This window comes from Streptomyces sp. NPDC058240 (assembly GCF_042882135.1).
Taxonomy (GTDB): domain Bacteria; phylum Actinomycetota; class Actinomycetes; order Streptomycetales; family Streptomycetaceae; genus Streptomyces.
The window spans coordinates 16,561-37,764 of record NZ_JBHVWT010000017.1 but is presented as its reverse complement, the minus strand read 5'-3'; the positions used below and the strand labels follow the sequence as shown (position 1 = coordinate 37,764).

Genomic DNA, 21,204 nt, shown 5'->3' with positions numbered 1-21,204 from the left:
AGACCCGACGCCCTTTGCTCTTCCTCGACGTGGACGGCCCGCTGAACCCTTCCATCTGCTGCCGGGTGACCACGGTGTCATTGCGGTGGGTGGCCATGACACGGACGCCTGCGGCTCGGCCCGGACGAACCGGTTCACGAACCGCCCGCGCAACTCGACCAGACCAGCAGCCCACCGGACCGCATCAACATCCCCACCACATGACCGGACCGACGAGCCACCTGCAACATCGTCATCCCAACCGCAATTGCAGTACTAGGCCCTGATCCGCCGGACAGGCCCTGGCCGGGGTGGAGGTCTGCGATCCGCCGCATCGCGAGGTCCGGCAGGTGGGCGACCCGGCAGCCCGCGTCCCGGGCGACGGTCAGAGGCAGTCCGGCGGGGGGTCGTCGGTGCGTGTTCCCAGGCCGTCCAGGACCAGGTCGACCAGGACACGGGGGAGGTCCTCGTCCAGGGGCTCCCGCGAGAGCAGCACTCTGCTGTGCAGGGGAGCGATCAGTGCTTCGAGCGCCACGCGCGGGTCGGTCCCGGCGCGCAGCTCACCTCGGGCGATGCCGCGTTCGATCATTACGGCGGCCAGCTCGATCCTTGATCGCCAGAACGTTTCGCGTGCCTTGGCCATCTCTGCGTCTTCCACGGGGATCACTGCGACGTGGGCGAGGACGGCGCCGAGGGGGCTGTTGAGGTAGTCCGCCACCAGGGTGGCGAAGGCCAGCAGGTCCTCTCGTACGGAGCCGGTGTCCGGTACCGGAATGCGGCGGTCGCTCGCGGCGAGCAGGGCGTCGATGAGGAGGTTCTCGCGGGTGCGCCAGCGGCGGTAGAGGGAGGTCTCGTTCACTCCGGCCCGCTTGGCGACGTCGGCGAAGCTGAACCGAGTCGTTCCGCCCTCGGCCAGCGCATCGAGGGCGGCGTCGAGCACCGCCTTGCGTACGCGGGCGGCCCGTCCGCCGGGCCTGCGCTGGATCTCGTCGTCACTCACATGCATCACCTCTCGCACCCACCCTAACGCAAGATTTCTTGCTTTTTTGGCGAGCATGCGCCACGGTGCTTGAAGCAAGTTTTCCTGCTTTTATCGTCACCCGGTGGTGACGTGAAAGGAGACCGACATGTCCTTCGTATGGCCCCAGGACCCGCGTGACCTGTTCGTCGAGCGCTACCCGCAGATGGTCGCCTTCGGACTGCCCGCCCCCGATGTCGACGCCGTCCGCGCCGCCATCACCGAGATGTGGCCCGATGCCCCGGGCGGCTGGGTTCACGAGTGGTCGCAGCTCGCCGACCGATACGCCGCCGACGGTCGGCACGACCTGGCGGTGCTCGCCTACGGCTACGCCAAGTTCCCCACCCTGGCCAACGAGCCCAAGCGCATGGCCCTGGCCCGCCAGGCCGAGGAGTACCAGCTCGCCGCAGTCGGCTTCCCCGTCGACTTCTCACGCCGCATCCTGACGCTCCCGCACCAGGGCGGCTCGACCCAGGTCCCGGTGCACATCCTGGCCGCGCCGGACCTGCCCGCCGACGCTCCCGTCACCCTCGCCAGCGGCGGCGTGGACAGCTGGAAGATGGACCTGCACTCCCTGCTCGTCGGCCTCGCCCTGCAGACCCGCACCCGCATCATCGCCTTCGACCTGGCCGGTACCGGAGAGACCAGCCACATCCCCATGACCCACGATGGCGGCACCGAAATCATCGAGGGCCTCATCACCGAGGCCCGCAGGACGGGCAACGGACAGGTCGTGCACTTCGGCCTGTCCATGGGCGGCTACTACTCCGCCCGCACCGGCCTCACCGGCGCCGTGGACGCCGCCATCAACGTCGGCGGCCCCGTCGAAGCCGCCTTCGCCCCCGGACGCACCTTCGCCTTCGGTATGGAGGGCATCGTCGGCAACGCCCTCGGCTTCGACGAATCCCCCAGCCCCGAAGAGCAGTCCGCGGAATTCGCGAAGTTCAACCTGCGTCACCTGCTCGACCAGGACACCAACGCCCCGATGCTCGTGATCAACGGAGCCGACGACGTCCACGTGCCCCAGCACGACACCCTGGTCTTCCAGGGTCGCCGCGACACCCGCGTCGACCTCATCCCCGGCACCGGCCACTGCGCCATCACCAAGTTGCCCGAGGTCATGCCGATCATCAACGACTGGCTCAAGCGGACGCTCGGCATCTGACACGTCCTCAGCACCGACGGGCTGGTCGGGTGCCCGGCGTGCTCACGCGCCGGGTGCCCGACCAGCCGGATCGCTCACCTCAGGCCGCATCCTCAAGGCGGTGCCTCGGCTGCCCGCGCTGTCGAGCCGTCGGGTCAAGGACCGCCCGCTGCTGCCCCGCGAGGCCGACGTCGAGCTGGTGCCGGTCATGTGGCGGCGGGTGGTGCTGTTCAATGCCGAGCGGCCGTAGGGCGCGGTCGATCGCGATGCGGCTGGACGACTACCAGGTCCGCCACTACGACGGCTCCACGTGCTTCCCCGGATCTGTCGCCTTGCGCACCCCGGCCTGCGCTTCTCCTGGAAGGCCAACTCCGCGCAGTGGCACGGAATTCGCATCCGCACAGACCTCGGAGTGCCCCCGGTCCGAACGGGTGGTTGCGACGGTTGCCCTGTGACGGGATCTTCACGGCCGTGTCCCGACTGTGTGCCATCCGGCGGTCGGCCGAAAATCGCTGGTTAGCCTGGCGGCGCTCAAGGTGTCCCTGGGGGACGTCGGAACAGTCGGACGGAAGAGGGAAACAGGCATGGGCGGTCGTGACGGGCACGTGGTGTCGCGCAGGCAAATATTCAGGCTGGCCGGGACGGGGCTGGGGCTGGCCGTGTTCGGGGCCGGGGTCGTGGGGTGCGGCCCCGAGGAGGAGGCGGTCGTACCGGGCGGCAGCGCGAAGCCGGGCGGGGAGAAGAACGGTGACACTTTCACCACCCCGCCGCCGGGCACCGCGCCCGAGCCGCTGTGGAAGGCGGCTGCCGCGAACACCAGCCTGGCCGGCATCGACGCGCTCGCGGTGATCGGGGACGTGGTCCTGGTGTCGGGCGATCCGCTGGTGGGACGGGACATGGTCAGCGGTAAGGAGAAGTGGTCGCGCAAGGGCGTCACCACGCCCGGCGCCAAACTCATCGTCGGCGGCGGCACGCTCTACCTCGCCAGCGCCGAGTACGACGGTGACGTGGTGGGTCTGGATCCGGCCACGGGCAAGGAGACCTGGCGCAGCCGCCTGGGCAAGAAGTACGAGCAGCCGCGCCCGATCGCGGCCGACGACCGTCATGTGTACGTCCTCGCCGGCATCCTGGAGAAGGACTACACGACGCCGAACAACGTGATCGCCGCGATCGACACCACCTCGGGCAAGATCGCCTGGCGTGAACAGCGCGATGCGGGGACCGAGGAGTACGGCATCACCGCCGCGGCCGTCGGCGGACGCCTGGTCTACACGGACTACCGGGAGAACGTGACGGTCCGGGACATGGCGACCGGCCGACAGCTGTGGACGAAGAAGATCAGCCGGTCCAACAACCGACGCTTCGCCGTGCACGAGGGCCTGGTGATCGTGGCGGACGGCCGGCGGCTGCGCGCGTTCGACCTGACCGACGGCAAGGAACGCTGGTCGCTCCGGACGGAGGAGTTCAGCTCGTTCAACGACCCGCATGTCCTCGACGGGGTGCTCTACGCGGCCGACAGTGCGCGCGGCATGTGGGCGGTGGACCCCGGTACGGGCAAGCAGATCTGGCACAACGACGACCTGGGGGAATCGGCTACGCAGGCGTGGCAGTTCGCCAAGGTGAACGGCACCCTGTACGGCGCGACCGAGTTCGACGAGGACGGCGGCGTGCACGCCTTCGACGCGGCGACCGGAAAGCTGCGCTGGACCTACAACGACAAAACCGGCGACATCCAGCAGTGGTACGTGGTGGCAGCGGGCGACCGGCTGGCCGTGATGCACGGGAAGCGGCTCTACGCGCTCCCCGCCGTGTGATCCGAACGCCGTGGCTGCGCGACGGGACCTCGCTCGCCCGTCGCTCCGCCCACCGGCCGCCCGCAGCGTCGGGGCGGCCGGCGGGGCCGGGCGCTTCTACTCGTCGTCCCAGGCCATCGAGCTCATCCGCCAGCCGACAGGCGTCCGTACGAACTGGGTGGTCTTGCGGCCCGCGCCCTCGAACCACTCGCCGTCGAGGACACCGGACTTCCGGTACTCGCTGAACCGGTGCGCGATGGACCCGAAGACCTCGGTCCGCGCGGCGACCTCCCATTCGGAGAACTCTGTCAGCGTCCCATCGGTGAGCACTTTCTCCCGGGGCTCGATGAATGAGTCGAGGTCGTAGATCACGGGCTCGTCCCCGACGTTCGAGATGATCATCCCTTGCGGAATGAACACCTCACGGACGACATCGAGGTTCGGCCCGCTGCCGCCGGTGTTGGCGAACGCGCCCAGGAAGGCGCGCATCAGCCGGTCGAGCTCGGCCTCGACGTCGGACACCGACGCTTCCCCCGCAGACACTTCGCTCACGGGTGGCCACTCCCCGGAAAGGACCGACCAGACTTCGCTGTCGCGCCGCACGCCCCGGTACGCGGAGCGCTGCCGCAGCACACCGTCATGGGTCATCCCGAGCCGGCGCGCGACCTCGATGCTGCGGGTGTTGCCCGCCGCGACCCACCACTCGACCCGGTGCATCCCGCGCTCCGTGAAAGCCCAGTCGAGCAACGCCCGGCAGGCCCGGGTCACCAGCCCCCGGCCTTCCCCGGCGGCCTCCAGCCAGCAGCCGATCTCACACACTCCGGAGGCGCTGTCGAAGCGCGTGAACATGACGCCGCCGACCAGTGTGCCGTCCAGCCAGATCCCGTAGATCCGGGCGGTGTCCTCGGCCTGTTTGTCGGCGTAACGCCGGAGGACGGCCGTGGCGGAGGCGAGGTCGGTGCTGAACGTCGCCCAGGGTATCCAAGGGTCCACATAGGGCCGTGCGCGGTCGATATGGGCGAGGAACTCCTGAGCGTGCCAAGGCTCCAGGGGGCGGAGCTGAGCAGTGTCGCCGAGCGGCAGAGTGAACACGGATACCTCATCCCTGGGTACGTGACGAGCGTTCGGTACGTAGGCCAGCAGCATGCCGCCCGCACCCGGGGACCGTGAAGCCCGACCCCGCTTCGAAGCCGCGCACGACCAGATCGGCCCGCTGTCCGGACGATACTCCGACGGCGGCGCGACCGTACCCTCGCCCTCATCGTGCGAACGGCCCGTCGAGGGCGGCCCATTGGAGCAGCATGATGGTCTTGGCGTCGGCGATCGTGCCGTTGCGGATCCGGTCGAGCGCCTCGGTGAACGGCAGCTCCACGCTGGTGATGTCTTCGCCCTCGGCGGCGATTCCGCCGGCGGAGGCGGAGGTGTCGGCCGTGTCGTAGGGGGCGGCGAAGAAGTGCAGGCGCTCGGTGACCGAGCCGGGGCTCATATAGACGTCGAAGACGTGCTCGACGGTGCCGACGGTGTGTCCGGTCTCTTCGGCGGCCTCCCGGCGGATCGCTTCCTCCGGGCTGTCGCCGTCCAGGAGCCCGGCAGCGGTTTCGAGCAGCATGCCGTCGGGATGCTCGTTGACATAGGCGGGGAGGCGGAACTGACGGGTCAGCAGCACGGTGCGCCGGTCGGTGTTGTGGAGCAGGATGGTCGCCCCGTCACCGCGGTCGTAGGTCTCGCGCTGCTCGCGGCTCCAGTGTCCATCACTGTGCCGGTAGTCGAAGGTGGTCTTCCGCAGGACGTACCAGTCGCTGGAGAGCAGCTCCACCTCGCGGATCCGCACGCGCGGGTTGCCGGTGAGGTCGAGGCCGTGCTGATCCAGGCCGGTGCGGCCGCGCCGGTCGGGGGTGTCGAGGCCGGCGGTCATCGGGCGGCCGGCACGGCGGCGAGGCCGGCATAGACGTTCTTGCCCTGCGCACGGGCCTGGTCGACCATCCGGTCCGCCCCCTCGGAGGGGCCGCCGATCCGCAGGACCGCGTCGGAGCGGGAGAGCAGCCGCTCGGCGACGGGGTGGAAGATCTCCTGGAAGAGAGCGTCTCCAGGACCGGTGCTGCCGGCCGTCTCCAGGAGCGGCAGGGCGAGCGCCTCGCCGGTGACGGGCAGGTGCCCGGCGCGGAACAGGACGAGGGCGGCTTCGTTCATCGCCCGTACGTTGGCTTCGAGTTCGCGGGGGTCGTCGCCGGTGCCCGACCGGTAGGGGCCCGCGACGAGAATCATCTGTGCGAGTGGAACGCTGGTCATGACCGTTGACTCCTTGGGCATGGGCATGGGCATGGGCATGGGCATGGACGTGGGCGGATTCAGACCAGGAGGCTGTCGACGCCTGCGTCCCGCAGGGCGTCCAGGGTCTCCGGGCCGCTGGGGTGTGTGGCGGCGTCCTCGGCTGCCTTGTCGGTGACGAAGCGGTGCACCGCGCCGAGCGGGGCGACCCGGCTGAACGCGCGGACTCCCAGCTTGGTCGCGTCCGCCACCGCGATGGTGCGGGTGGCCCGGGTGAGTCCGACCTGCTTGACGGCCGCGTCGTCCAGCGAGAACTCCGACCAGCCGTGCTCGGCGTGTACACCGCCGATGGACATCACGAAGCAGTCGAAGGCCAGGGACTCCAGGGTGCGCAGCGCCAGCGGGCCGACGAGGGAGCGCTCGGCGGGACGGGAGCGGCCACCCACGACCAGCAGGTCGATCCCGGGCCGGTCGGCCAGGCTCAGCGCTGCCTGCAGGCTGAGCACGGCGACCGTCAACGGGGCTCGGGCGGCGAGGTGCTCGGCGACGTGCACGGTCGTGGTCCCGGCGTCGAGCAGCACACGCGATCCCGGCTCCACCAGTGCGGCCACGGCCGCACCCAGGCGGTCCTTGGTGGCTGCCTGCCACGGCTCCCGCGCGGAGAACCCGGTGTCCTCGTCGCGCGGGCGGGTGGCGACGGCGCCACCGTGCACCCTGCGCACCAGGCCCTGTTGCTCCAGCGCGTCGAGGTCCCTGCGCACGGTCATCTCCGAGACGCCCAGGCGATGGGAGAGCTCCGACACGGAGACCCGGTCGGAGCCCTGCACCAATCGCAGGGTCAGGTCCAAACGATTGGCGACACCCATGCCTCAATTTCTACCATGCTTGAGTTCGAATGAACATTCTTGTGTGCGAATGCTGATTGTGGGACGCCGGACGCCGGACGCCGGACGCGGGACGCCGAAGGCCGGACGGCTTCGCTCGCTGCCGCTCCCGCAGCCGAGGTCAGTTCATCTGCCGACGGGCCCGCTTCACCTCGCGGTCGACGGCCCAGGCATCGGCGACCGGCCCGAGGTGGCCGAGCTTGTCGGGGTTGATCACCCCGCGGACGGTCTGAATCCTCCCGTCGAGCACTTCGAGGACCATGGCGTGCAGGACCTTGCCGTCCCGGTCGCGGAAGATCGCACCGGGCTGGCCGTTGACCTCGCGCGGCTCGAACGTCACGTCGATCCGGAGCAGCCATGGGAAGGCCGAGCCCAGCACCCGGGCCACGTTCTCCGCGCCCATGACGGCCTTGGCCAGCTGCGGGGCCTTGCCGCCGCCGTCCCCGACCAGCTGCACGTCGGCAGCCAGTAGATTCTGCAGCCCGCCCACGTCGCCGTTCTTCAGCGCGTCGAAGAACCGCGTCGCCAGCTCCTGCCGCTCCTGGGAGTCCGCCGCGAACCGCGGTCGCCCGGCCTCCATATGCCGCCGCGCCCGTACCAGCAGCTGCCGGCACGCCGCCTCGGAACGCCCCACCGCCGCGGCGACCTCGTCGAACCCGAAGGCGAACACCTCCCGCAGCAGGAAAACCGCCCGCTCCAACGGACTGAGCCGCTCCAGCAGCAACAGCGCCGCCATCGACACCGAGTCGGCCAGCTCCACCGACCGCGCCGGATCCTGATACGGATCGCTCAGCAACGGCTCGGGGAACCACGGCCCGACGTATTCCTCCCGCCGCACCCGTGCGGAGCGCAGCACATCGATCGAGATCCGGGTCACCGCGGCCGACAGAAAGGCCTTGGTCGACGTGGGCCGGGTCGTCGAACCGTCGAAGCGCAGCCATGTCTCCTGCACCGCGTCCTCGGCCTCGCTCACGCTGCCCAGAATCCGGTAGGCGATCGAAAACAGCAGTGGCCGCAGCTCCTCGAAGTCCTCGACCTTGCTCACACCGACTCAGTCCCCCTGATGCTCTCCCACCTGGCCGTACTCGTCGGCGCAGGCAGCTTTCCGTGCCCGGTTCCGGTGACCGGCCGGACCACCGGCAGGTCAGAGTAATGCCCGCGAAACCAGGGCCCGGTGGCCCGCAGCGGGGCCCCGGGCCGGTGGCTGACGCCGCTCAGTGGAATTGCCCGGGTTCGTAGGTGCCGGCCGGCTGTTGGGCGATGACGTTCAGCCGGTTCGCCGTGTTCATGAAGGAGACCAGGACCACCAGGGCGGTGAGCTGCTCCTCGTCGTAGTGCTTGGCGGCGGCGGCCCACACCTCGTCGCTGACCCCGCCGGCCCCGTCCGCGATCCGGGTCCCCTGCTCCGCGAGCTCCAGCGCGGCACGCTCGGCCTCGGTGAAGACCGTGGCCTCCCGCCACGCCGCCACCAGGTGCAGCCGCGCCGCGGTCTCGCCGGCCGCGGCGGCATCCTTGGTGTGCATGTCGATGCAGAAGGCGCAGCCGTTGATCTGGCTCACGCGCAACGCCACCAGTTCCTGCGTCGCGGCCGGCAGCGGCGAGTCCTTGATCGCCTTGCCCGCCGACATGAGGTGCTTGAAGGCCTTGCCGGCGGTCGGGCTGGCGAAGTAGTTCAGTCGCGCGTCCATGCTGTGCTCCTCCGTGGTCGTCAGTGGCTACACCCTTATGACGAGGCAGCCCGACCCTCTGTGACACGGGCGGAAGTGACCTGGGTCTCCCCGGTGCGGCGCCGCTTCCAGTACGCGACGGTCAGCACGGCCAGGGTGCTGACAGCCGATGAGTGAACGCCCGCCCCGGCAGGGAGGACCGGTGTGGCGTCCGTGCCCCGGGTTGTGCTCCGGGCCGTGGCCCGGAACACAACCGCTCCCGGTGTCAGACGACGACGAGACGGTTGGGGGCGGAGCCCCGGCTGAGGTTGCGGAACAGCTTCTTGATGTCCTGCGGGGCGAGCTTGATGCAGCCCGCGGACTTGTAGTCGCCCACGCCGTCCCAGCGCCGGCTCTCGGTGCTGCCCTGCTCTCCGGTGCGGGTCATCTCGCTGTGGATGAAGAGTTCCGTACGCGTGGTCCGGCCGTTCTTGCACGTCTTGTTGCTCAGGGGGATGGCGTAGCCCTTGATGAAGTTGCCGTTGTAGCGGGTCTGGCGGGCGCCGACGGTGTACGTGCCGGCGGGCAGCCACCCCTTGCCCGAGGCGCACTCGTCGCGTCCCTCGGCGTGATCGCGGCCGAGCCCGGAGCCGGCGCGGAAGACGGCCTGCGTCTTGTTGTTGCGTACCACCATCAGACGCGAGTTCAGAGGGTCACCGGCGTTCCGTACGAACTTGAGGGTGGTGACGGCGGCGCCGGCAGCCGGGCGGCTGCCGGCCGCGGGAGCCGCCTGACCGCTCGGGGCGGTGGCGGCGGCAATGGTCACCAGGGCCATGGCACTCAGGCCGATGACAGCGGCACGGGTACGCAGGGGAGGGGTCGCGGACATGGGTGGTCACTCCTTCGAGGGTCGGTGAAGCCGGCATGCCCCGGGAGCCCGGAGCGTCTTCCCGGACTCCAGCGGTCCCGGGACGAGTTGCGGGGACCGTGCAGTGCGGGGCGCCGTGAACCAACCATGGGCCCGCGGGGACGCCGTACGGGACGACTGGCCGTCATGCGCTGATGGCCGATCATGCATGCACAAGTGCGCCGCTCCGACCTGCGCTCATGTACGCCGGGTGCGCATGGGGGACCGCGTCGTCGAGTCGCGATCGGACCGTACGGAGGTGGCCGGCAGGGGAGTCACTTGCCCAGCTTCGTGGCCAGGGCGGCACGCCGGGCGAACGTCTCGTCCTTGGACTCGGCCATCTCGCGCAGGGCCGCTTTCCGTTCCCGCTGGGCAAGCCGGTCCAGATAGAGGTGACCGCGCAGGTGGTCCGTCTCGTGCTGGAGGCACCGGGCGAAGTAGCCCCTGCCCTCGATCACCAGTGGCGCGCCGTCCTTGTCGCGGCCCCGTACGACGGCACGGTCGAGGCGGGGCACCACACGGTACGGGCCGGGAACGGACAGACACCCTTCGGATTCTTCGACCAGCCTGCGATGCTCGGCCGGCACCTCGTCCAGGACGGGATTGGCGATGTGCCCGACATGACGCACCCCCCAATCGTCCGTGATGTCCCACACGAACAACTGCAGATCCACGTCGACCTGGTTGGCGGCCAGACCCGCGCCCTCCGCCACCTGGTTCGTGGCGAACATGTCGTCGATCAGCCGCGAGAGCTCCGGCGTACCGAACCGGGTGACCTCCCGGCACCGGCGGCGCAGAACCTCCTCCCCGACGACGGTGATACGGCGCACCGCACCCCGTTCCACCTCCGGCGCGAGCCGCGGATAGGACTCGACGGGTTCGCCCTGCACACGTACCCGGCGGTCGTGCGAGGTGTCACCGAACCGAACAGCCATGGATTATCAACGCCTTCCGCACATGCCTGAGCCGACCGGGGCCGACCCCCGGTCGGCGGCAGCCCGGCTTGACCGAACGCTTTGCAAAGTAGCACCCTTTGCAAAGTGAGCGATGAAGACCGTCAAACAGCATCCGCGGGACCGCCGTCGCAACGTGCCCGGCAGTCACTCCCGGACCATCCCGTACGCGTCGCCCTGCTGGACCTCCTCGCCGAGGTCGGCACCGTCACGTCCACGCAGGCCGCCGCCCGTCTCGGTCACAGCTCCGGCCTCTGCTCATTTCACCTGCGCCAGCTCGCCCGGCACGGCCTCATCGAAGAAGCACCGCACAAAGGCGGGCGGGCACGACCGTGGCGGCTCCGCTGGGAGTCCCCCCACCCGTCCGATCAGGAAGCACCGGAACAGTTCGACGCGCTCGCACGCGGGCTGGAGGACGAGAGCTACCAGCACTGGCTGGCCCACCGGGACCAGGCGCCGGCCGAGTGGCAGCACGACGAATCCTTCAGCGCCGTCGTCCACCTCACGCCGGCGGAAATGACCGAACTCGCCGCCTCCGTCCGCCTCCTGCTGGCCGGCTACCGCGAACGGGACCAGCGCCCCGCCGCGCGCCCGGCAGGCACCATGGCCGTGGCCGCGGTCACCAGACTGTTCCCCCTGCTGACCGAGTGTCCTGCGCAGTCGCCGCCCGCGCCCGAGGGCCCGCGTGGTGGTGCTGGACAGTGCTGAACGAGCCTTCGGTGGTGCGGCAGGATCGAATATCGAATGACGGCGGCCTTCACCGGCCGGAAAAGCCTGGAACGGGTCCGCATGCCCGATGTCGAGCGTCTTGGGTTCGAGCCGATTCTGCCTTGCTGCCGGTGTGCCGGTGGCGGGCGTGGGATCTTCGGTACGGTCCCGCGAGGGCGGGTCCGGCGTGACGCGTGCGGCGTGACGGGCTTCCGAGCGGGGGTTGGGTGGCTTTGAGGGTTCTGGGCGGCCGCTATGAGTTGGTCGCATTCATCGGCCGGGGAGGAATGGGGGAGGCCTGGGAGGGCCACGATCAACTCGTCCCCGACGGTGGGCGACGGGGTCGTGTACGTCGGCAGTGACGACAGGAACGTGTACGCCCGGGGCACCACCATCGAGGCCGGCCGGGCATGATCCCACCGGCCGCGCGCTCCGGACCGGTGGTCCGGAGCGCGTTCGCGTACGTCCAGCCCCGCACACGATCACTCGGACGGACCCTCAGGCGGCCCGCACTTCGGTGTTCTGGCCGGCGTGCAGCAGCCAGGTCCCGTCCCCCTGCTTGGTCATGACATACAGCGGGGAGCCCTCCGCGTCGCTCTCCGTGTCGCCCTCCGCCGAGTGGTAGACCTGCCGGATCTTGACGGCCGCCACATCGGGCCGCAGGAACTGCGTGTGCACTGCCTCGTACGTCACCTCGCCGGCCCAACTCGCAGCGGGAAGGACGGCACGGGTGAATTCGGCGATTGCGTCGAAGCCGATGAGGACCTTGCCGTGGGCGGTCGTCCAGAGGGCATCGGGATGGAAGAGCGCGAGGAACCCCTCGACGTCCTTGGCGCGCTGAGCGCGTTCGACGGTGGCCACGACGTGCTCGATGGCCTTGATGTCCGCGGTTTCGGTGTTCATGGAGATCACTCTGGGACCTCAAGTCAACTTGAGGTCAAGGGGTCGGGGATGCAGTTGCCGAGCGGGTCGCGCGAAGTGCGGGTCGCGGGACCGCGCCTAGCATGATCGTTATGGACATCACCATTCACACGAGTTTCCTCCCGCACGACGACCCGGACGCGTCCCTGGCCTTCTACCGCGACGTCCTCGGCTTCGAGGTCCGCAGCGACGTCGGGCAGGGCAAGATGCGCTGGATCACGGTCGGCCCGGCCGACCAGCCCAGCACGTCCATCCTCCTGGCGCCGCCGGTCGCCGACCCCGGGGTCACCGAGGACGAGCGCCGCACCATCGCCGAGATGATGGCCAAGGGCACCTACGGCTGGATCCTGCTGGCCACCCGGGACCTCGACGGCACCTTCGGCCAGGTGCAGGCCGGCGGCGCCGAGGTCGTCCAGGAGCCGACCGAGCAGCCGTACGGCATCCGCGACTGTGCCTTCCGCGACCCAGCGGGCAACCTGGTCCGCATCCAGGAACTTCGCTGAGCCATTCGGCAGCGGCTCGGTGTGATCGGCATGCCGTCGGTGCGGCGGAACAGGCGGCAGGACCGATCAGGAATCGAGAAGCACCGGTTGCCGGGCCGCAACTAGCGTGACGGACATGGCATCCATCGAAACCGTCACCCTTGAGGTGGCCGACCCCACGGCCTCCCATCAGTTCTGCACCACCGCCTTCGGCCTGGACACCCAGGTGCGCCTGCGGGCCTCGGGGGCGGCCACAACCGGCTTCCGTGGGTTCACGCTCGCGCTCACGGTGTCCCAGCCGGGCTCCGTCGACAGCCTCATCGGCGCCGCCCTCGACGCAGGCGCCACGTCGCTGAAGCCCGCCGCGAAGTCTTTCTGGGGCTACGGCGGCGTCGTACAAGCCCCGGACGGGACGATCTGGAAGGTCGCGACCTCGGCGAAGAAGGACACCGGCCCCGCCACCCGGCAGATCGACGAGATCGTGCTCCTGCTGGGAGTCGAGGACGTGGTCGCGAGCAAGCGGTTCTACGTCGGCCAGGGTCTTGCCGTGGCGAAGAGCTTCAGCCGCGTGTACGTCGAGTTCGCCGCCGGGGCGAGCCCCGTCAAGCTGGCGCTGTACAGGCGCCGTGCCCTTGCCAAGGACGTCGGCGTCTCCCCCGACGGCACCGGATCGCACGGGCTCGTGATCGGCGGCGAGGCCGGCCCCTTCACCGACCCGGACGGGTTTGCGTGGGAGGCCGCATCGCAGGTGCCCACGCGATGACGGGCGCGCCGCCGCGTGGACTTGAGGAGAGGCTGCGGGACACCCGGGCGAAACTGGAGAGCGATGTCGACATCTGGGTCGCGACATCGGGCTCCCCGAGCGGCGCCCACCTCATCCCGCTCTCGTACCTCTGGGACGGGACCGCGTTCCTCATCGCGACGCCACGCGCCTCGGTCACCGGCCGCAACCTGCTGGCGGACGGCCGGGTGCGACTCAGTCTCGGGCCGACACGCGACGTCGTCGTCATCGACGGCACCGCCGAGCCGGTGGACACCGCCGGCCTCGGCCTGGAGACGGGCGACGCATTCGCGGCCAGGACCGGTTTCGACCCGCGCGAGCTCGACGAGCCCTACCAGTACTTCCTGATCCGGCCGCGGCGCATTCACGCCTGGCGGGAGGCGAACGAGTTCCAGGGACGCGCCCTCATGCGCGACGGCCGCTGGCTCGGCTGACCGCCGCACGGCAACACCCCCACGGTGGGAATTGATGCGGGGCCCTGAGCCGAACCGGATTGTGCAGCGGCGCCGGAGCCAGGCATGATCGCCCCGGCAGACTGTTGCGGCACCTGGTCCGCCGGGCCGAAGGGCCAGGGCAACCGGCCCGATCTGCTCGCCGCGGGGCCCGCCGCAGGACCCGAGGAGTTCACGGTGACGTCCCAAGTGCCCGTCTCACCCGAGCAGTTGACCATCGTCCCGGCCAACGAGGCATCCTGGGACGACATCGCCGCCGTATTCGGCACCACCGACGCGGGCCGCTGCCAATGTCAGCGGTTCAAAGTCGTCGGCTGGATCTGGCGTGACACCACCCAGCAGGAGCGAACCGAGATGCTCGGGGCCCAGACGGCCTGCGGCATCCCGGACGCCGCGGACACCTCGGGCCTGGTGGCGTACGTCGACGACGACCCCGCAGGCTGGGCCGCGGTCCAGCCCCGTACCGCCTACCCCAAACTGCGCACCTCGCGCGTGGTGTGGGCCGGCCGGGACGAGGACAAGGACGACGACGGGGTCTGGGCGGTGACCTGTCTTGTGGTCCGCAAGGGCTACCGGGGCAGAGGTCTGACCTACCCCCTCGCCCAGGCCGCCGTCGCCCACGCCCGCGACCGCGGCGCTCGGGCTCTCGAGGCCTACCCGATGATCACCCACCCCGGCAAACAGATCACCTGGGGCGAACTCCATGTGGGCGCCCAGCAGGTCTTCGAGGAGGCCGGGCTGACGGAGGTCGCCCACCCCACTGTCCGGCGCACGGTGATGCGGATCGACTTCTAGGCCCTGTCGTCGAACTGCCGTCTGTCGCGATCACGCGTTGCGGGGGATCAAGTGGCGGTCTCCTCCGGCCGCGGGACGTTGTCGACGCAGCAGCGGACGAAGTCCTGAACGACGGGATCGGTGTCGTCGGCGCAGGCCCAGACGACGCCGACCTGGCTGGGGCTGACGCCGCTGACGGGGCGGTAGACGATCCCGGGGCGGGCGTAGAAGCGGGCGGCGGATGCGGGGGCCAGGGCCATGCCGTAGCCATTGGCGATCGCGCTGAGCCAGTCGTCCGGCCGGTCGGTGACAGCGCCGATGCGGGCCGGCCGGCCGTCGCGTTCGTCGGTGGCCAGCCAGTACTCGCGCCACCGGCCCGATTCGGGCGGGGCGGCCACGAACGGCTCGTCCCACAGATCCCGGAAGGGGATCACCTCGCGTGCGGCGAAAGGGTGTCCGGTGGGGAGGGCGACCCAGCGGGGCTCGGTGAACAGCACTTTCGTCCGCAGGGTGTCCTGGCCGGGGAAGGGCAGTCGCAGCAGGGCGACATCGACGTCCCCGTCGGCCAGCCCGGCGCTCGGACGCGACCAGGCGGCCTGCCGCATGTCCACCCGCCAGCCCGGTCGGCGTCGGGCGAACTCCGCGATGATGCGCGGAGTCGTCTCGTTGGCGGCACTGGCCATGAAGCCGACCCGCAGCACGCGGGCCGCGCGGTCGGCGGCGCTCCTGGTCTCCCGCAGCACCTGGTCCCACCCGGCCAGCAGGGCGGGCACCCGCACTCCCAGGGCCCGGCCCGGTTCGGTGAGAGCCATGCCGGTGCGGGACCGCGTGAACAGCCGCACTCCCAGCTGGGCCTCCAACTGCTTGATCTGTTTGGTGAGCGCCGGCTGGGACACGAAGAGTCGCTCCGCGGCGCGGGTCAGGGACCCCTCCTCCGCGACGGCGACGAAATAGCGCAGCAGCCGAGTGTCCACATCCATGCCGCCAGGTTATAGACGCAGGTATTGGAAGTCACTCCGCGGCTGAGGAAGGCTCAAGGCATACCGCAGCGAGCGCTCAGGGATCGCCGACCTCACGACGCGCTCGGCTGGAAGAACGGAAGGAGTGGCACATGTTCACCGCCTACATGATCATCACCGTCATCACGATCCTGGCCAACGCGGGGATCGCCGTGGCGGACTTTCTGCGGGCCGAGTTCGTCGTCGCCAACTCGACCGAAGTGGGTCTCCCACAGAACTGGCTCCCGTGGCTCGCCGCGCTCAAGGCCGCAGGAGCCACCGGACTCCTGCTCGGGCTCCTGGGTGTCACGGCCATCGGCGTTGCCGCCGCGGCGGGACTCGTGCTGTTCTTCATCGGTGCGGTCGCCGCACATATTCGTGCTCGCGTCTACCACAACATCCTGTTTCCTGGCGGCTATCTGGGTCTGGCTGTTGCGTCCCTCGCCCTTGCCGTCGTGCGATAGACGACCGCGATCGGACCTCAGGGAGGCTGTGATGCAGAGCGCTTCGTTGCCGTACATCGATGAGCACGCGACGGTCGTTGCGGCGGGGCCGACGACGTCTGGTGCAGTCTGGGCGAAACATTGGACCGGTCGTCCTCACGTCCTGGTATGGCCGGCTACGCGAGACTGGTCGGATCCGCCTCCCCCTGCTCCTACCTGCTGTTCGGCCCTCCGTACGAGGACATGGCCACCGACGCGCGGGAACGAGGATGGCGGACCGCCCACCTGCCCGGCGCGCATCTGCACCAGATCGTCGATCCCGTCGGCACCACCCGCCGGCTCCTCGAACTCGCCGCCGGTGAAGCCTGACAACCACGATGCACGCGCTCCGGCACAATGGCCCGCACGGGGGACTGACGTCTGCCGTCTGCGCAGGCAGGCGTGACCTCGTTCAGTCCCGACCGTTGAGTCAGTCATGATCATTCGACGTATGACCTCTGTCCTGGGCGCCTTTGCCGCGGCCACTCTGTTTGCACTGTCGGTACCCGTACCAGCGGCTCATGCCGCCGAGTGCGGGGTCCGTTCCGACGGCCGGCTGTACTGCGGCAACAAGGCGGGCGCGAAAGGGTACGCCGACCGCTCCTACCGTTCCGCGACCCGCGGCACACTCGTCGGTACCTTCAGCTGGTTCCAGTGTTGGGGGCACGGCGACCCCCACCCGGGAGGAAACGACATCTGGTACTGGACACAGCTCGACAACGGCGCGTGGGGCAATGTTCCGGCCGTGGACGTGAGCACGGGCCAGGACCCCGCGCCCGGTCTGCGCGAGTGCTGAGAAGGCGTCATATGAGGTTTCGCCGGTCGGCCTCGACATCGGCGCCGGCGACCTGACGCGAGCCGAGCTGTGGGCCCTGCGGCACGTGACAGTGCCGCGGGGTCAGACCTGGGCCGCCTTCCCGGCCGTCTTCTTCCTGCGGGCCCGGCCGCCGAACTCCGCCATGACGTGGAAGGCGGCCTTGGGCTCCCACCCCAGCTCCGCATACGGTCCTTCGACTGTGCCGGGCGGCAGGACCCTGACTACGCCGAAGCTGGCGGCGTCGAAGTCGCGCTCCGGATCGTGGCGGGCCGTGGTCGCCAGGTCCCGGCGGGAGAAGGTGTAGACGAACGCGGCGTCGACGCCCGCCGCGTCGTGGACGTCGAGCATCTCCCGGACGTAAGTGGCCTGCTCCTGCTCGTCGCGCACCGTCCCGGCGGCCATCCTCACCGGCCGCGCGTCCTCGCTCCACTCGACGACCGAGTCCCCGACCAGCAGCGCGGCGGCGCGACCCGGCACCGGGGCGCGGCGTTGGGGGACGCGATCCTGCGGGCGGCGGTCGAGGAACTGCGGACCGTCGGCTACGCGAGCATGACGATGGACCGTGTCGCACAGCGCGCCGGCACCAACAAGAACGCGATCTACCGGCGCTGGCCGGCGCGCGCGGCGCTGGGCGTCACGGCTTACTGCCACCTGGCCGACGCGGAGTTGCGGATCCCGGACACCGGGACGCTGCGCGACGACCGCGCTGGCGCTGCTGCGCGCGGCGAACACGACGTGGTCGTCACGGCAGGGGGCCGTGCTGCGCGATCTGCTCGCGGCAGTGGCCGACGACCCCGACCTGCTCACGCTGCTCCGGGAGCAGGGTGGTGGGAGCAGCACGGACGCGGCCTGGCTGACGCTGCTCGAGCGCGCCGCGGCCCGGGGCGAAGCGACGGCCGGTGCGGTGCATCCGCGCGTGGCGTCGGTGCCGATGATGCTGCTGCGCGGCGAATACGCCCTGCGCGGCCTGCCCGAGGTCCCCGACGAGGTGCTGACGGAGATCGTGGACGAGGTCTTCCTGCCCCTGGTACGCGGACGCGCGATCGACCGCTGAGCAGCGCCGGGTTGTTGTTCGGCCGCTACGTCGTCGACGGCTGCTGCCGCAACCCGCACGGCCCAGCGACCACCGGTCCCGCGCCGACGTTTTCCTCGCACAGCTGCCCGATCAAGCCAACTTGCCTGCCACTTCAGCGACATGGGCGCCCGGGGTGCTCGTCGGAACCCGTGCCTGACGGTCTATCGTGAGCGGTATGTCCGCCCCTGAGCTGATCCGTATCGTGTCCCGCGACTCGCCCATGGCCCTCGCCCAGGTGGAGCGCGTCCGTGCCGAGCTGGCCGCGCTCCACCCCGCCACCGCGACCGAAGTCGTCCCGGTCAAGACGACAGGTGACAAATGGATGGGCGACCTCTCCCTGGTCGAGGGGAAGGGCGCGTTCACCAAGGAGGTCGACCAGGCACTGCTCGCCGGGGAAGCAGACCTCGCGGTGCACTGCGTCAAGGACGTCCCCGCCGACCGGCCCCTGCCCGCCGGGACCACCTTCGCCGCCTTCCTCGAACGCGACGACATCCGCGACGCACTCATCCACCCGGACGGCCTGCGGCTCGACCAGCTCCCGGCCGGCACCCGGATCGGCACCTCCTCCGTACGACGCATCGCCCAGCTGGCCGCATCCCACCCGCACCTGGAGTGCGTACCGATGCGTGGCAACGCCAACCGCCGCCTGGAGAAGCTCGCCGCGGGCGAGGCCGACGCCCTGCTCCTGGCCGTCTCCGGACTCGAACGCATCGACCGCACCGACGTGATCACCGAGATCCTGTCGATCGAAGTGATGTGCCCGCCGATCGGAGCCGGGATCCTGGCCCTGCAGTGCCGCGAAGGCGACACCGCCCTGATCGACGCCGTCAGCCCACTCGGCGACCCCGCCACGTACCGCGAGACCACCGCCGAGCGGATGTTCCTCCACGTCCTCCAAGGCCACTGCAACAGCCCCATCGCGGGATACGCCCAGGTCGAAGGCAATGGCGAACTGTCCCTACGGGCCAAGGTCTTCACACCCGACGGCAAGACCGTCCTCAACGCCCACGAATGGGCCGGCCCCCTCGACCCCGCCACCCTCGGCACCTCCGTCGCCGTCAGCCTGCTGCGCCAAGGCGCACGCGAGCTGATCGACGGCATCGCGCACTGACGCCGACTCCCGTCCGGAGCAGCCGATACCTCACCGGACCGGGCTCAAGGCGCCGTTGGCGGAGGCCATGTACGGGATCCAGCACCGGGCCCGCTCGGCCCTCGGGGGACCGTGTGTCGCCCTCCTCCTTGTCGGTCGTGTTGTCGGCGGCGCTGATCTCCAGTCGCCACGGGCCCAAGAACAGGTGACAAGGAGCCGGCCGAAAGCGACATCGGAGCAGCGTCTGCTCGGCACGCGGCCGTATCCCACGGCTATTCGAAGTGCCGGCCGTCAGTGCCTGCAACCGACACGGAAGTGGTGGACGCCATGGGTGACATGTGGACCGGTGAGAAGATACGCCTGCGCGGTGTCGAGCCCGAAGACTGGGAGGGCTTTCGTGACCTGGCCCGGAACACCCTCGATGTCCGCAATGCCGACCTGGTCGCCCCTCCGCGCTCTGCTGAGAGTTTCCGTTCCTGGACTGCTGAGCGGGCCGGGCGTCCGCCCGGGGGTGAAGCATTCCGCCTGGTGGTCGAGGTGCTGGCCGACCACACGTTCGCAGGGTCTGTGACAGTCGGAGAGACCGACAGCCGTGCAGGACGATTCAGGACGGGTATCGAGATCATCCGCGACCACCGCCGCATGGGATACGCGGCCGAGGCAACCGAACTCGTTCTCACCTACATGTTCGCCGAACAGCGCTGCAATAAATGTGAGGTGGAGGTCTACGCCTTCAACGACGCCTCCCTCGCCCTCTACCGCAGGTTGGGCTTCGTCGAGGAGGGACGGCTCCGCCAGCATGAGTTCTTCGCCGGCAGGTACCACGACCTCGTGCTGCTCGGCATCACCGCCGCCGAGTACTGGGCCACACACCAGCGCCCGTCAGTGCGGTGATGAGCCCTCCTGGCCACTGGGACAGGGACCAGGAGAGGCTCGGGGGAACTCGTGGGATGTCGTACACGCAGCAGTGCTGCGTCAGTCCAGGCAGAACTCGTTGCCCTCGGGGTCCGTCATCACGATGAAGCCGGCCCTCAGCGGGGGAGCGGGCTCGTCGCGACGTACCCGCTTCGCTCCCAGCGCGACGAGCCGGTCGCACTCGGCCTCCAGCGCCGCCATCCGCTCCTCTCCCCGCAGTCCGGGAGCCGCACGGACGTCGAGGTGCACGCGGTTCTTGGTTGCCTTGTCCTCCGGCACCTGCTGGAAGAACACCCGTGGGCCGTGCCCGTCCGGGTCCTCGATGGCCGACTTCGAGTTGCGCTCTTCCTCCGGTACGCCGATCCGAACGAGGAAGTCGTCCCACGCCGCCAGCGGATCGGCGCCCTCGGGCAGATCGACCCCGGGCGGGCCGGGGTGGACGTAGCCCAGTACGTCACGCCAGAAGGCCGACAGCGCCCGCGGGTCATGGGCGTCGAAGGTGATCTGGATGTGGCGGCTCATCGGGTAGCTCCGTTCGTAGTGGGATTCATGTGCCGGTAGAGGTCGCGCATCAGGCAGACCTCGGACAGGTGGTGGATCAGCTCGCGGTGGATGTGCAGCACCAGATCGGCCGTGGGCGCCTCGGGGAAGGGCTCCTTCTCACCGACCGGGACCCGGAGCCCGGCGTCGCCGAGGCTGCGCACCCCGGCCAGCCAGAGGTCGAGCTGGGTCCGGAGCTGGTCGAGCGCGGTGGCCGCGCTACCGGCGTACTCCCAGCTCTCGTACGACGCCGGAGGCGCGCCGAAGTGCGCCGCGTTGCGCGCGGCGAGCACGCCGACGATGACATGACCGAGTCGCCAGGCGATCGTGGTGAAGGGCGCCGGGACCGGCTGCGGGAAGGCGAAGTCGATCGTGAAGTCCCCGGTACCGGCCGGCACGGGCGCCGTCGAGTTGCCGCGCGGCCACACGTTCCAGGTGTCCGGTACCGGCGACCAGAAGTACTCGTCGTCGGTGAGGCCGTCGAGCCGGTCTCGGAGCTGATGGTTCCAGTGGAACTCCCACTGCTCGCGCAGCGTTTGGTTCCAGTCGAGTTCGTCTGCGTCCATGGGACCACCCT

General features: G+C 69.9%; 29 protein-coding genes. 15 read left to right on the top strand and 14 right to left on the bottom strand.

The window, feature by feature from the left end:
- Positions 1–364: 364 nt before the first annotated feature.
- Entirely contained in the window at positions 365–979 is a 615-nt protein-coding gene (locus ACFVX4_RS24725; RefSeq protein ID WP_389980897.1) for a TetR/AcrR family transcriptional regulator, read from the bottom strand.
- 127 nt (positions 980–1,106) lie between these two features.
- Here ACFVX4_RS24725 and ACFVX4_RS24720 point away from each other — a divergent pair, with 127 nt between their 5' ends.
- The 3 genes from ACFVX4_RS24720 to ACFVX4_RS24710 all read left to right on the top strand — a co-directional run bounded on the left by ACFVX4_RS24720 (position 1,107) and on the right by ACFVX4_RS24710 (position 3,955).
- Positions 1,107–2,162 carry an alpha/beta hydrolase gene (locus ACFVX4_RS24720; protein WP_389980895.1) on the top strand — a complete coding sequence of 352 codons (1,056 nt, stop codon included), beginning with the start codon at positions 1,107–1,109 and terminating at the stop codon, positions 2,160–2,162.
- Positions 2,163–2,262: 100 nt separating this feature from the next.
- Positions 2,263–2,391, top strand: coding sequence for a hypothetical protein (locus ACFVX4_RS24715; RefSeq protein WP_389980893.1), 129 nt, complete (start codon positions 2,263–2,265; stop codon positions 2,389–2,391).
- 334 nt (positions 2,392–2,725) lie between these two features.
- Entirely contained in the window at positions 2,726–3,955 is a 1,230-nt protein-coding gene (locus ACFVX4_RS24710) for a PQQ-binding-like beta-propeller repeat protein (RefSeq protein ID WP_389980891.1), read from the top strand.
- A 96-nt stretch (positions 3,956–4,051) separates the two neighbouring features.
- Here ACFVX4_RS24710 and ACFVX4_RS24705 read toward each other — a convergent pair whose 3' ends face one another.
- From ACFVX4_RS24705 to def, 8 genes are all read right to left on the bottom strand, one after another.
- Complete coding sequence (locus tag ACFVX4_RS24705) at positions 4,052–5,026, bottom strand: GNAT family N-acetyltransferase (RefSeq protein WP_389980889.1); 975 nt, start codon at positions 5,024–5,026, stop codon at positions 4,052–4,054.
- Between the two features lie 166 nt (positions 5,027–5,192).
- The gene (locus ACFVX4_RS24700; RefSeq protein ID WP_389980887.1) at positions 5,193–5,849 is read right to left on the bottom strand and encodes an NUDIX domain-containing protein; all 657 of its coding nucleotides are present in this window, start codon (positions 5,847–5,849) and stop codon (positions 5,193–5,195) included.
- On the bottom strand, positions 5,846–6,223 hold the full coding sequence (locus ACFVX4_RS24695) for a DUF4406 domain-containing protein (RefSeq protein ID WP_389980885.1): 378 nt from the start codon (positions 6,221–6,223) through the stop codon (positions 5,846–5,848). Before ACFVX4_RS24695 ends, ACFVX4_RS24700 begins: the two co-directional genes overlap by 4 nt.
- Before the next feature lie 59 nt (positions 6,224–6,282).
- Entirely contained in the window at positions 6,283–7,068 is a 786-nt protein-coding gene (locus ACFVX4_RS24690; RefSeq protein WP_389980883.1) for a DeoR/GlpR family DNA-binding transcription regulator, read from the bottom strand.
- A gap of 139 nt (positions 7,069–7,207) precedes the next feature.
- On the bottom strand, positions 7,208–8,131 hold the full coding sequence (locus tag ACFVX4_RS24685) for an RNA polymerase sigma-70 factor (protein WP_389980882.1): 924 nt from the start codon (positions 8,129–8,131) through the stop codon (positions 7,208–7,210).
- 169 nt (positions 8,132–8,300) lie between these two features.
- Entirely contained in the window at positions 8,301–8,774 is a 474-nt protein-coding gene (locus ACFVX4_RS24680; RefSeq protein WP_389980880.1) for a carboxymuconolactone decarboxylase family protein, read from the bottom strand.
- A 244-nt stretch (positions 8,775–9,018) separates the two neighbouring features.
- Complete coding sequence (locus ACFVX4_RS24675; protein ID WP_389980878.1) at positions 9,019–9,621, bottom strand: L,D-transpeptidase family protein; 603 nt, start codon at positions 9,619–9,621, stop codon at positions 9,019–9,021.
- Positions 9,622–9,914: 293 nt separating this feature from the next.
- The gene (gene def, locus ACFVX4_RS24670; RefSeq protein WP_389980876.1) at positions 9,915–10,574 is read right to left on the bottom strand and encodes a peptide deformylase; all 660 of its coding nucleotides are present in this window, start codon (positions 10,572–10,574) and stop codon (positions 9,915–9,917) included.
- A 105-nt stretch (positions 10,575–10,679) separates the two neighbouring features.
- Here def and ACFVX4_RS24665 point away from each other — a divergent pair, with 105 nt between their 5' ends.
- Together ACFVX4_RS24665 and ACFVX4_RS24660 are read left to right on the top strand one after the other, a co-directional pair.
- A complete protein-coding gene (locus ACFVX4_RS24665; protein ID WP_389980874.1) occupies positions 10,680–11,300 on the top strand; it encodes a helix-turn-helix domain-containing protein in 621 nt (206 codons plus the stop codon).
- 255 nt (positions 11,301–11,555) lie between these two features.
- Positions 11,556–11,714, top strand: a complete 159-nt coding sequence (locus tag ACFVX4_RS24660; RefSeq protein ID WP_389980872.1) for a PQQ-binding-like beta-propeller repeat protein — start codon at positions 11,556–11,558, stop codon at positions 11,712–11,714.
- 84 nt (positions 11,715–11,798) lie between these two features.
- Here the strand turns inward: ACFVX4_RS24660 and ACFVX4_RS24655 are convergent, their stop codons facing one another.
- On the bottom strand, positions 11,799–12,203 hold the full coding sequence (locus ACFVX4_RS24655; RefSeq protein WP_389980870.1) for an SgcJ/EcaC family oxidoreductase: 405 nt from the start codon (positions 12,201–12,203) through the stop codon (positions 11,799–11,801).
- Positions 12,204–12,313: 110 nt separating this feature from the next.
- Between ACFVX4_RS24655 and ACFVX4_RS24650 the strand changes: the two genes are divergently transcribed.
- From ACFVX4_RS24650 to ACFVX4_RS24635, 4 genes are all read left to right on the top strand, one after another.
- The gene (locus ACFVX4_RS24650) at positions 12,314–12,724 is read left to right on the top strand and encodes a VOC family protein (RefSeq protein ID WP_389980868.1); all 411 of its coding nucleotides are present in this window, start codon (positions 12,314–12,316) and stop codon (positions 12,722–12,724) included.
- 115 nt (positions 12,725–12,839) lie between these two features.
- Positions 12,840–13,466, top strand: coding sequence for a glyoxalase (locus ACFVX4_RS24645; protein WP_389980866.1), 627 nt, complete (start codon positions 12,840–12,842; stop codon positions 13,464–13,466).
- A complete protein-coding gene (locus ACFVX4_RS24640; RefSeq protein ID WP_389980864.1) occupies positions 13,463–13,918 on the top strand; it encodes a pyridoxamine 5'-phosphate oxidase family protein in 456 nt (151 codons plus the stop codon). The genes ACFVX4_RS24645 and ACFVX4_RS24640 overlap by 4 nt, the downstream gene beginning before the upstream one ends.
- A gap of 84 nt (positions 13,919–14,002) precedes the next feature.
- Entirely contained in the window at positions 14,003–14,731 is a 729-nt protein-coding gene (locus ACFVX4_RS24635; RefSeq protein ID WP_389980862.1) for a GNAT family N-acetyltransferase, read from the top strand.
- Between the two features lie 47 nt (positions 14,732–14,778).
- Here the strand turns inward: ACFVX4_RS24635 and ACFVX4_RS24630 are convergent, their stop codons facing one another.
- A complete protein-coding gene (locus ACFVX4_RS24630; protein ID WP_389980860.1) occupies positions 14,779–15,690 on the bottom strand; it encodes a LysR family transcriptional regulator in 912 nt (303 codons plus the stop codon).
- 131 nt (positions 15,691–15,821) lie between these two features.
- Between ACFVX4_RS24630 and ACFVX4_RS24625 the strand changes: the two genes are divergently transcribed.
- From ACFVX4_RS24625 to ACFVX4_RS24615, 3 genes are all read left to right on the top strand, one after another.
- Positions 15,822–16,172 carry a DoxX family protein gene (locus ACFVX4_RS24625; RefSeq protein WP_389980858.1) on the top strand — a complete coding sequence of 117 codons (351 nt, stop codon included), beginning with the start codon at positions 15,822–15,824 and terminating at the stop codon, positions 16,170–16,172.
- A 147-nt stretch (positions 16,173–16,319) separates the two neighbouring features.
- On the top strand, positions 16,320–16,520 hold the full coding sequence (locus ACFVX4_RS24620) for a hypothetical protein (protein ID WP_389980856.1): 201 nt from the start codon (positions 16,320–16,322) through the stop codon (positions 16,518–16,520).
- Between the two features lie 121 nt (positions 16,521–16,641).
- Complete coding sequence (locus ACFVX4_RS24615) at positions 16,642–16,986, top strand: hypothetical protein (RefSeq protein ID WP_389980855.1); 345 nt, start codon at positions 16,642–16,644, stop codon at positions 16,984–16,986.
- Between the two features lie 102 nt (positions 16,987–17,088).
- Here the strand turns inward: ACFVX4_RS24615 and ACFVX4_RS24610 are convergent, their stop codons facing one another.
- Complete coding sequence (locus ACFVX4_RS24610; RefSeq protein WP_389980853.1) at positions 17,089–17,484, bottom strand: hypothetical protein; 396 nt, start codon at positions 17,482–17,484, stop codon at positions 17,089–17,091.
- A 280-nt stretch (positions 17,485–17,764) separates the two neighbouring features.
- Here ACFVX4_RS24610 and ACFVX4_RS24605 point away from each other — a divergent pair, with 280 nt between their 5' ends.
- The 3 genes from ACFVX4_RS24605 (at position 17,765) to ACFVX4_RS24595 (ending at position 20,066) form a co-directional block, all read left to right on the top strand.
- Positions 17,765–18,061: a TetR-like C-terminal domain-containing protein gene (locus tag ACFVX4_RS24605; protein ID WP_389980851.1), complete on the top strand. Its 297-nt coding sequence runs from the start codon at positions 17,765–17,767 to the stop codon at positions 18,059–18,061.
- A 196-nt stretch (positions 18,062–18,257) separates the two neighbouring features.
- On the top strand, positions 18,258–19,193 hold the full coding sequence (gene hemC / locus ACFVX4_RS24600; protein WP_331748457.1) for a hydroxymethylbilane synthase: 936 nt from the start codon (positions 18,258–18,260) through the stop codon (positions 19,191–19,193).
- 306 nt (positions 19,194–19,499) lie between these two features.
- Entirely contained in the window at positions 19,500–20,066 is a 567-nt protein-coding gene (locus ACFVX4_RS24595) for a GNAT family N-acetyltransferase (protein WP_389981075.1), read from the top strand.
- An 81-nt stretch (positions 20,067–20,147) separates the two neighbouring features.
- Here ACFVX4_RS24595 and ACFVX4_RS24590 read toward each other — a convergent pair whose 3' ends face one another.
- The gene (locus ACFVX4_RS24590) at positions 20,148–20,609 is read right to left on the bottom strand and encodes a VOC family protein (protein WP_389980849.1); all 462 of its coding nucleotides are present in this window, start codon (positions 20,607–20,609) and stop codon (positions 20,148–20,150) included.
- Complete coding sequence (locus ACFVX4_RS24585) at positions 20,606–21,193, bottom strand: DinB family protein (protein ID WP_389980847.1); 588 nt, start codon at positions 21,191–21,193, stop codon at positions 20,606–20,608. The genes ACFVX4_RS24590 and ACFVX4_RS24585 overlap by 4 nt, the downstream gene beginning before the upstream one ends.
- Positions 21,194–21,204 lie beyond the last annotated feature (11 nt).

Coding starts and splice junctions, on each gene's coding strand:
- ACFVX4_RS24720 (WP_389980895.1), top strand. CDS start 1,107: ATGTCCTTCGTATGGCCCCAGGACCCGCGTGACCTGTTCGTCGAGCGC.
- ACFVX4_RS24710 (WP_389980891.1), top strand. CDS start 2,726: ATGGGCGGTCGTGACGGGCACGTGGTGTCGCGCAGGCAAATATTCAGG.
- ACFVX4_RS24700 (WP_389980887.1), bottom strand. CDS start 5,849: ATGACCGCCGGCCTCGACACCCCCGACCGGCGCGGCCGCACCGGCCTG.
- ACFVX4_RS24695 (WP_389980885.1), bottom strand. CDS start 6,223: ATGACCAGCGTTCCACTCGCACAGATGATTCTCGTCGCGGGCCCCTAC.
- ACFVX4_RS24690 (WP_389980883.1), bottom strand. CDS start 7,068: ATGGGTGTCGCCAATCGTTTGGACCTGACCCTGCGATTGGTGCAGGGC.
- ACFVX4_RS24680 (WP_389980880.1), bottom strand. CDS start 8,774: ATGGACGCGCGACTGAACTACTTCGCCAGCCCGACCGCCGGCAAGGCC.
- ACFVX4_RS24675 (WP_389980878.1), bottom strand. CDS start 9,621: ATGTCCGCGACCCCTCCCCTGCGTACCCGTGCCGCTGTCATCGGCCTG.
- def (WP_389980876.1), bottom strand. CDS start 10,574: ATGGCTGTTCGGTTCGGTGACACCTCGCACGACCGCCGGGTACGTGTG.
- ACFVX4_RS24660 (WP_389980872.1), top strand. CDS start 11,556: ATGAGTTGGTCGCATTCATCGGCCGGGGAGGAATGGGGGAGGCCTGGG.
- ACFVX4_RS24655 (WP_389980870.1), bottom strand. CDS start 12,203: ATGAACACCGAAACCGCGGACATCAAGGCCATCGAGCACGTCGTGGCC.
- ACFVX4_RS24650 (WP_389980868.1), top strand. CDS start 12,314: ATGGACATCACCATTCACACGAGTTTCCTCCCGCACGACGACCCGGAC.
- ACFVX4_RS24645 (WP_389980866.1), top strand. CDS start 12,840: ATGGCATCCATCGAAACCGTCACCCTTGAGGTGGCCGACCCCACGGCC.
- ACFVX4_RS24640 (WP_389980864.1), top strand. CDS start 13,463: ATGACGGGCGCGCCGCCGCGTGGACTTGAGGAGAGGCTGCGGGACACC.
- ACFVX4_RS24635 (WP_389980862.1), top strand. CDS start 14,003: ATGATCGCCCCGGCAGACTGTTGCGGCACCTGGTCCGCCGGGCCGAAG.
- ACFVX4_RS24630 (WP_389980860.1), bottom strand. CDS start 15,690: ATGGATGTGGACACTCGGCTGCTGCGCTATTTCGTCGCCGTCGCGGAG.
- ACFVX4_RS24625 (WP_389980858.1), top strand. CDS start 15,822: ATGTTCACCGCCTACATGATCATCACCGTCATCACGATCCTGGCCAAC.
- ACFVX4_RS24620 (WP_389980856.1), top strand. CDS start 16,320: ATGGCCGGCTACGCGAGACTGGTCGGATCCGCCTCCCCCTGCTCCTAC.
- ACFVX4_RS24615 (WP_389980855.1), top strand. CDS start 16,642: ATGACCTCTGTCCTGGGCGCCTTTGCCGCGGCCACTCTGTTTGCACTG.
- hemC (WP_331748457.1), top strand. CDS start 18,258: ATGTCCGCCCCTGAGCTGATCCGTATCGTGTCCCGCGACTCGCCCATG.
- ACFVX4_RS24595 (WP_389981075.1), top strand. CDS start 19,500: ATGGGTGACATGTGGACCGGTGAGAAGATACGCCTGCGCGGTGTCGAG.
- ACFVX4_RS24590 (WP_389980849.1), bottom strand. CDS start 20,609: ATGAGCCGCCACATCCAGATCACCTTCGACGCCCATGACCCGCGGGCG.
- ACFVX4_RS24585 (WP_389980847.1), bottom strand. CDS start 21,193: ATGGACGCAGACGAACTCGACTGGAACCAAACGCTGCGCGAGCAGTGG.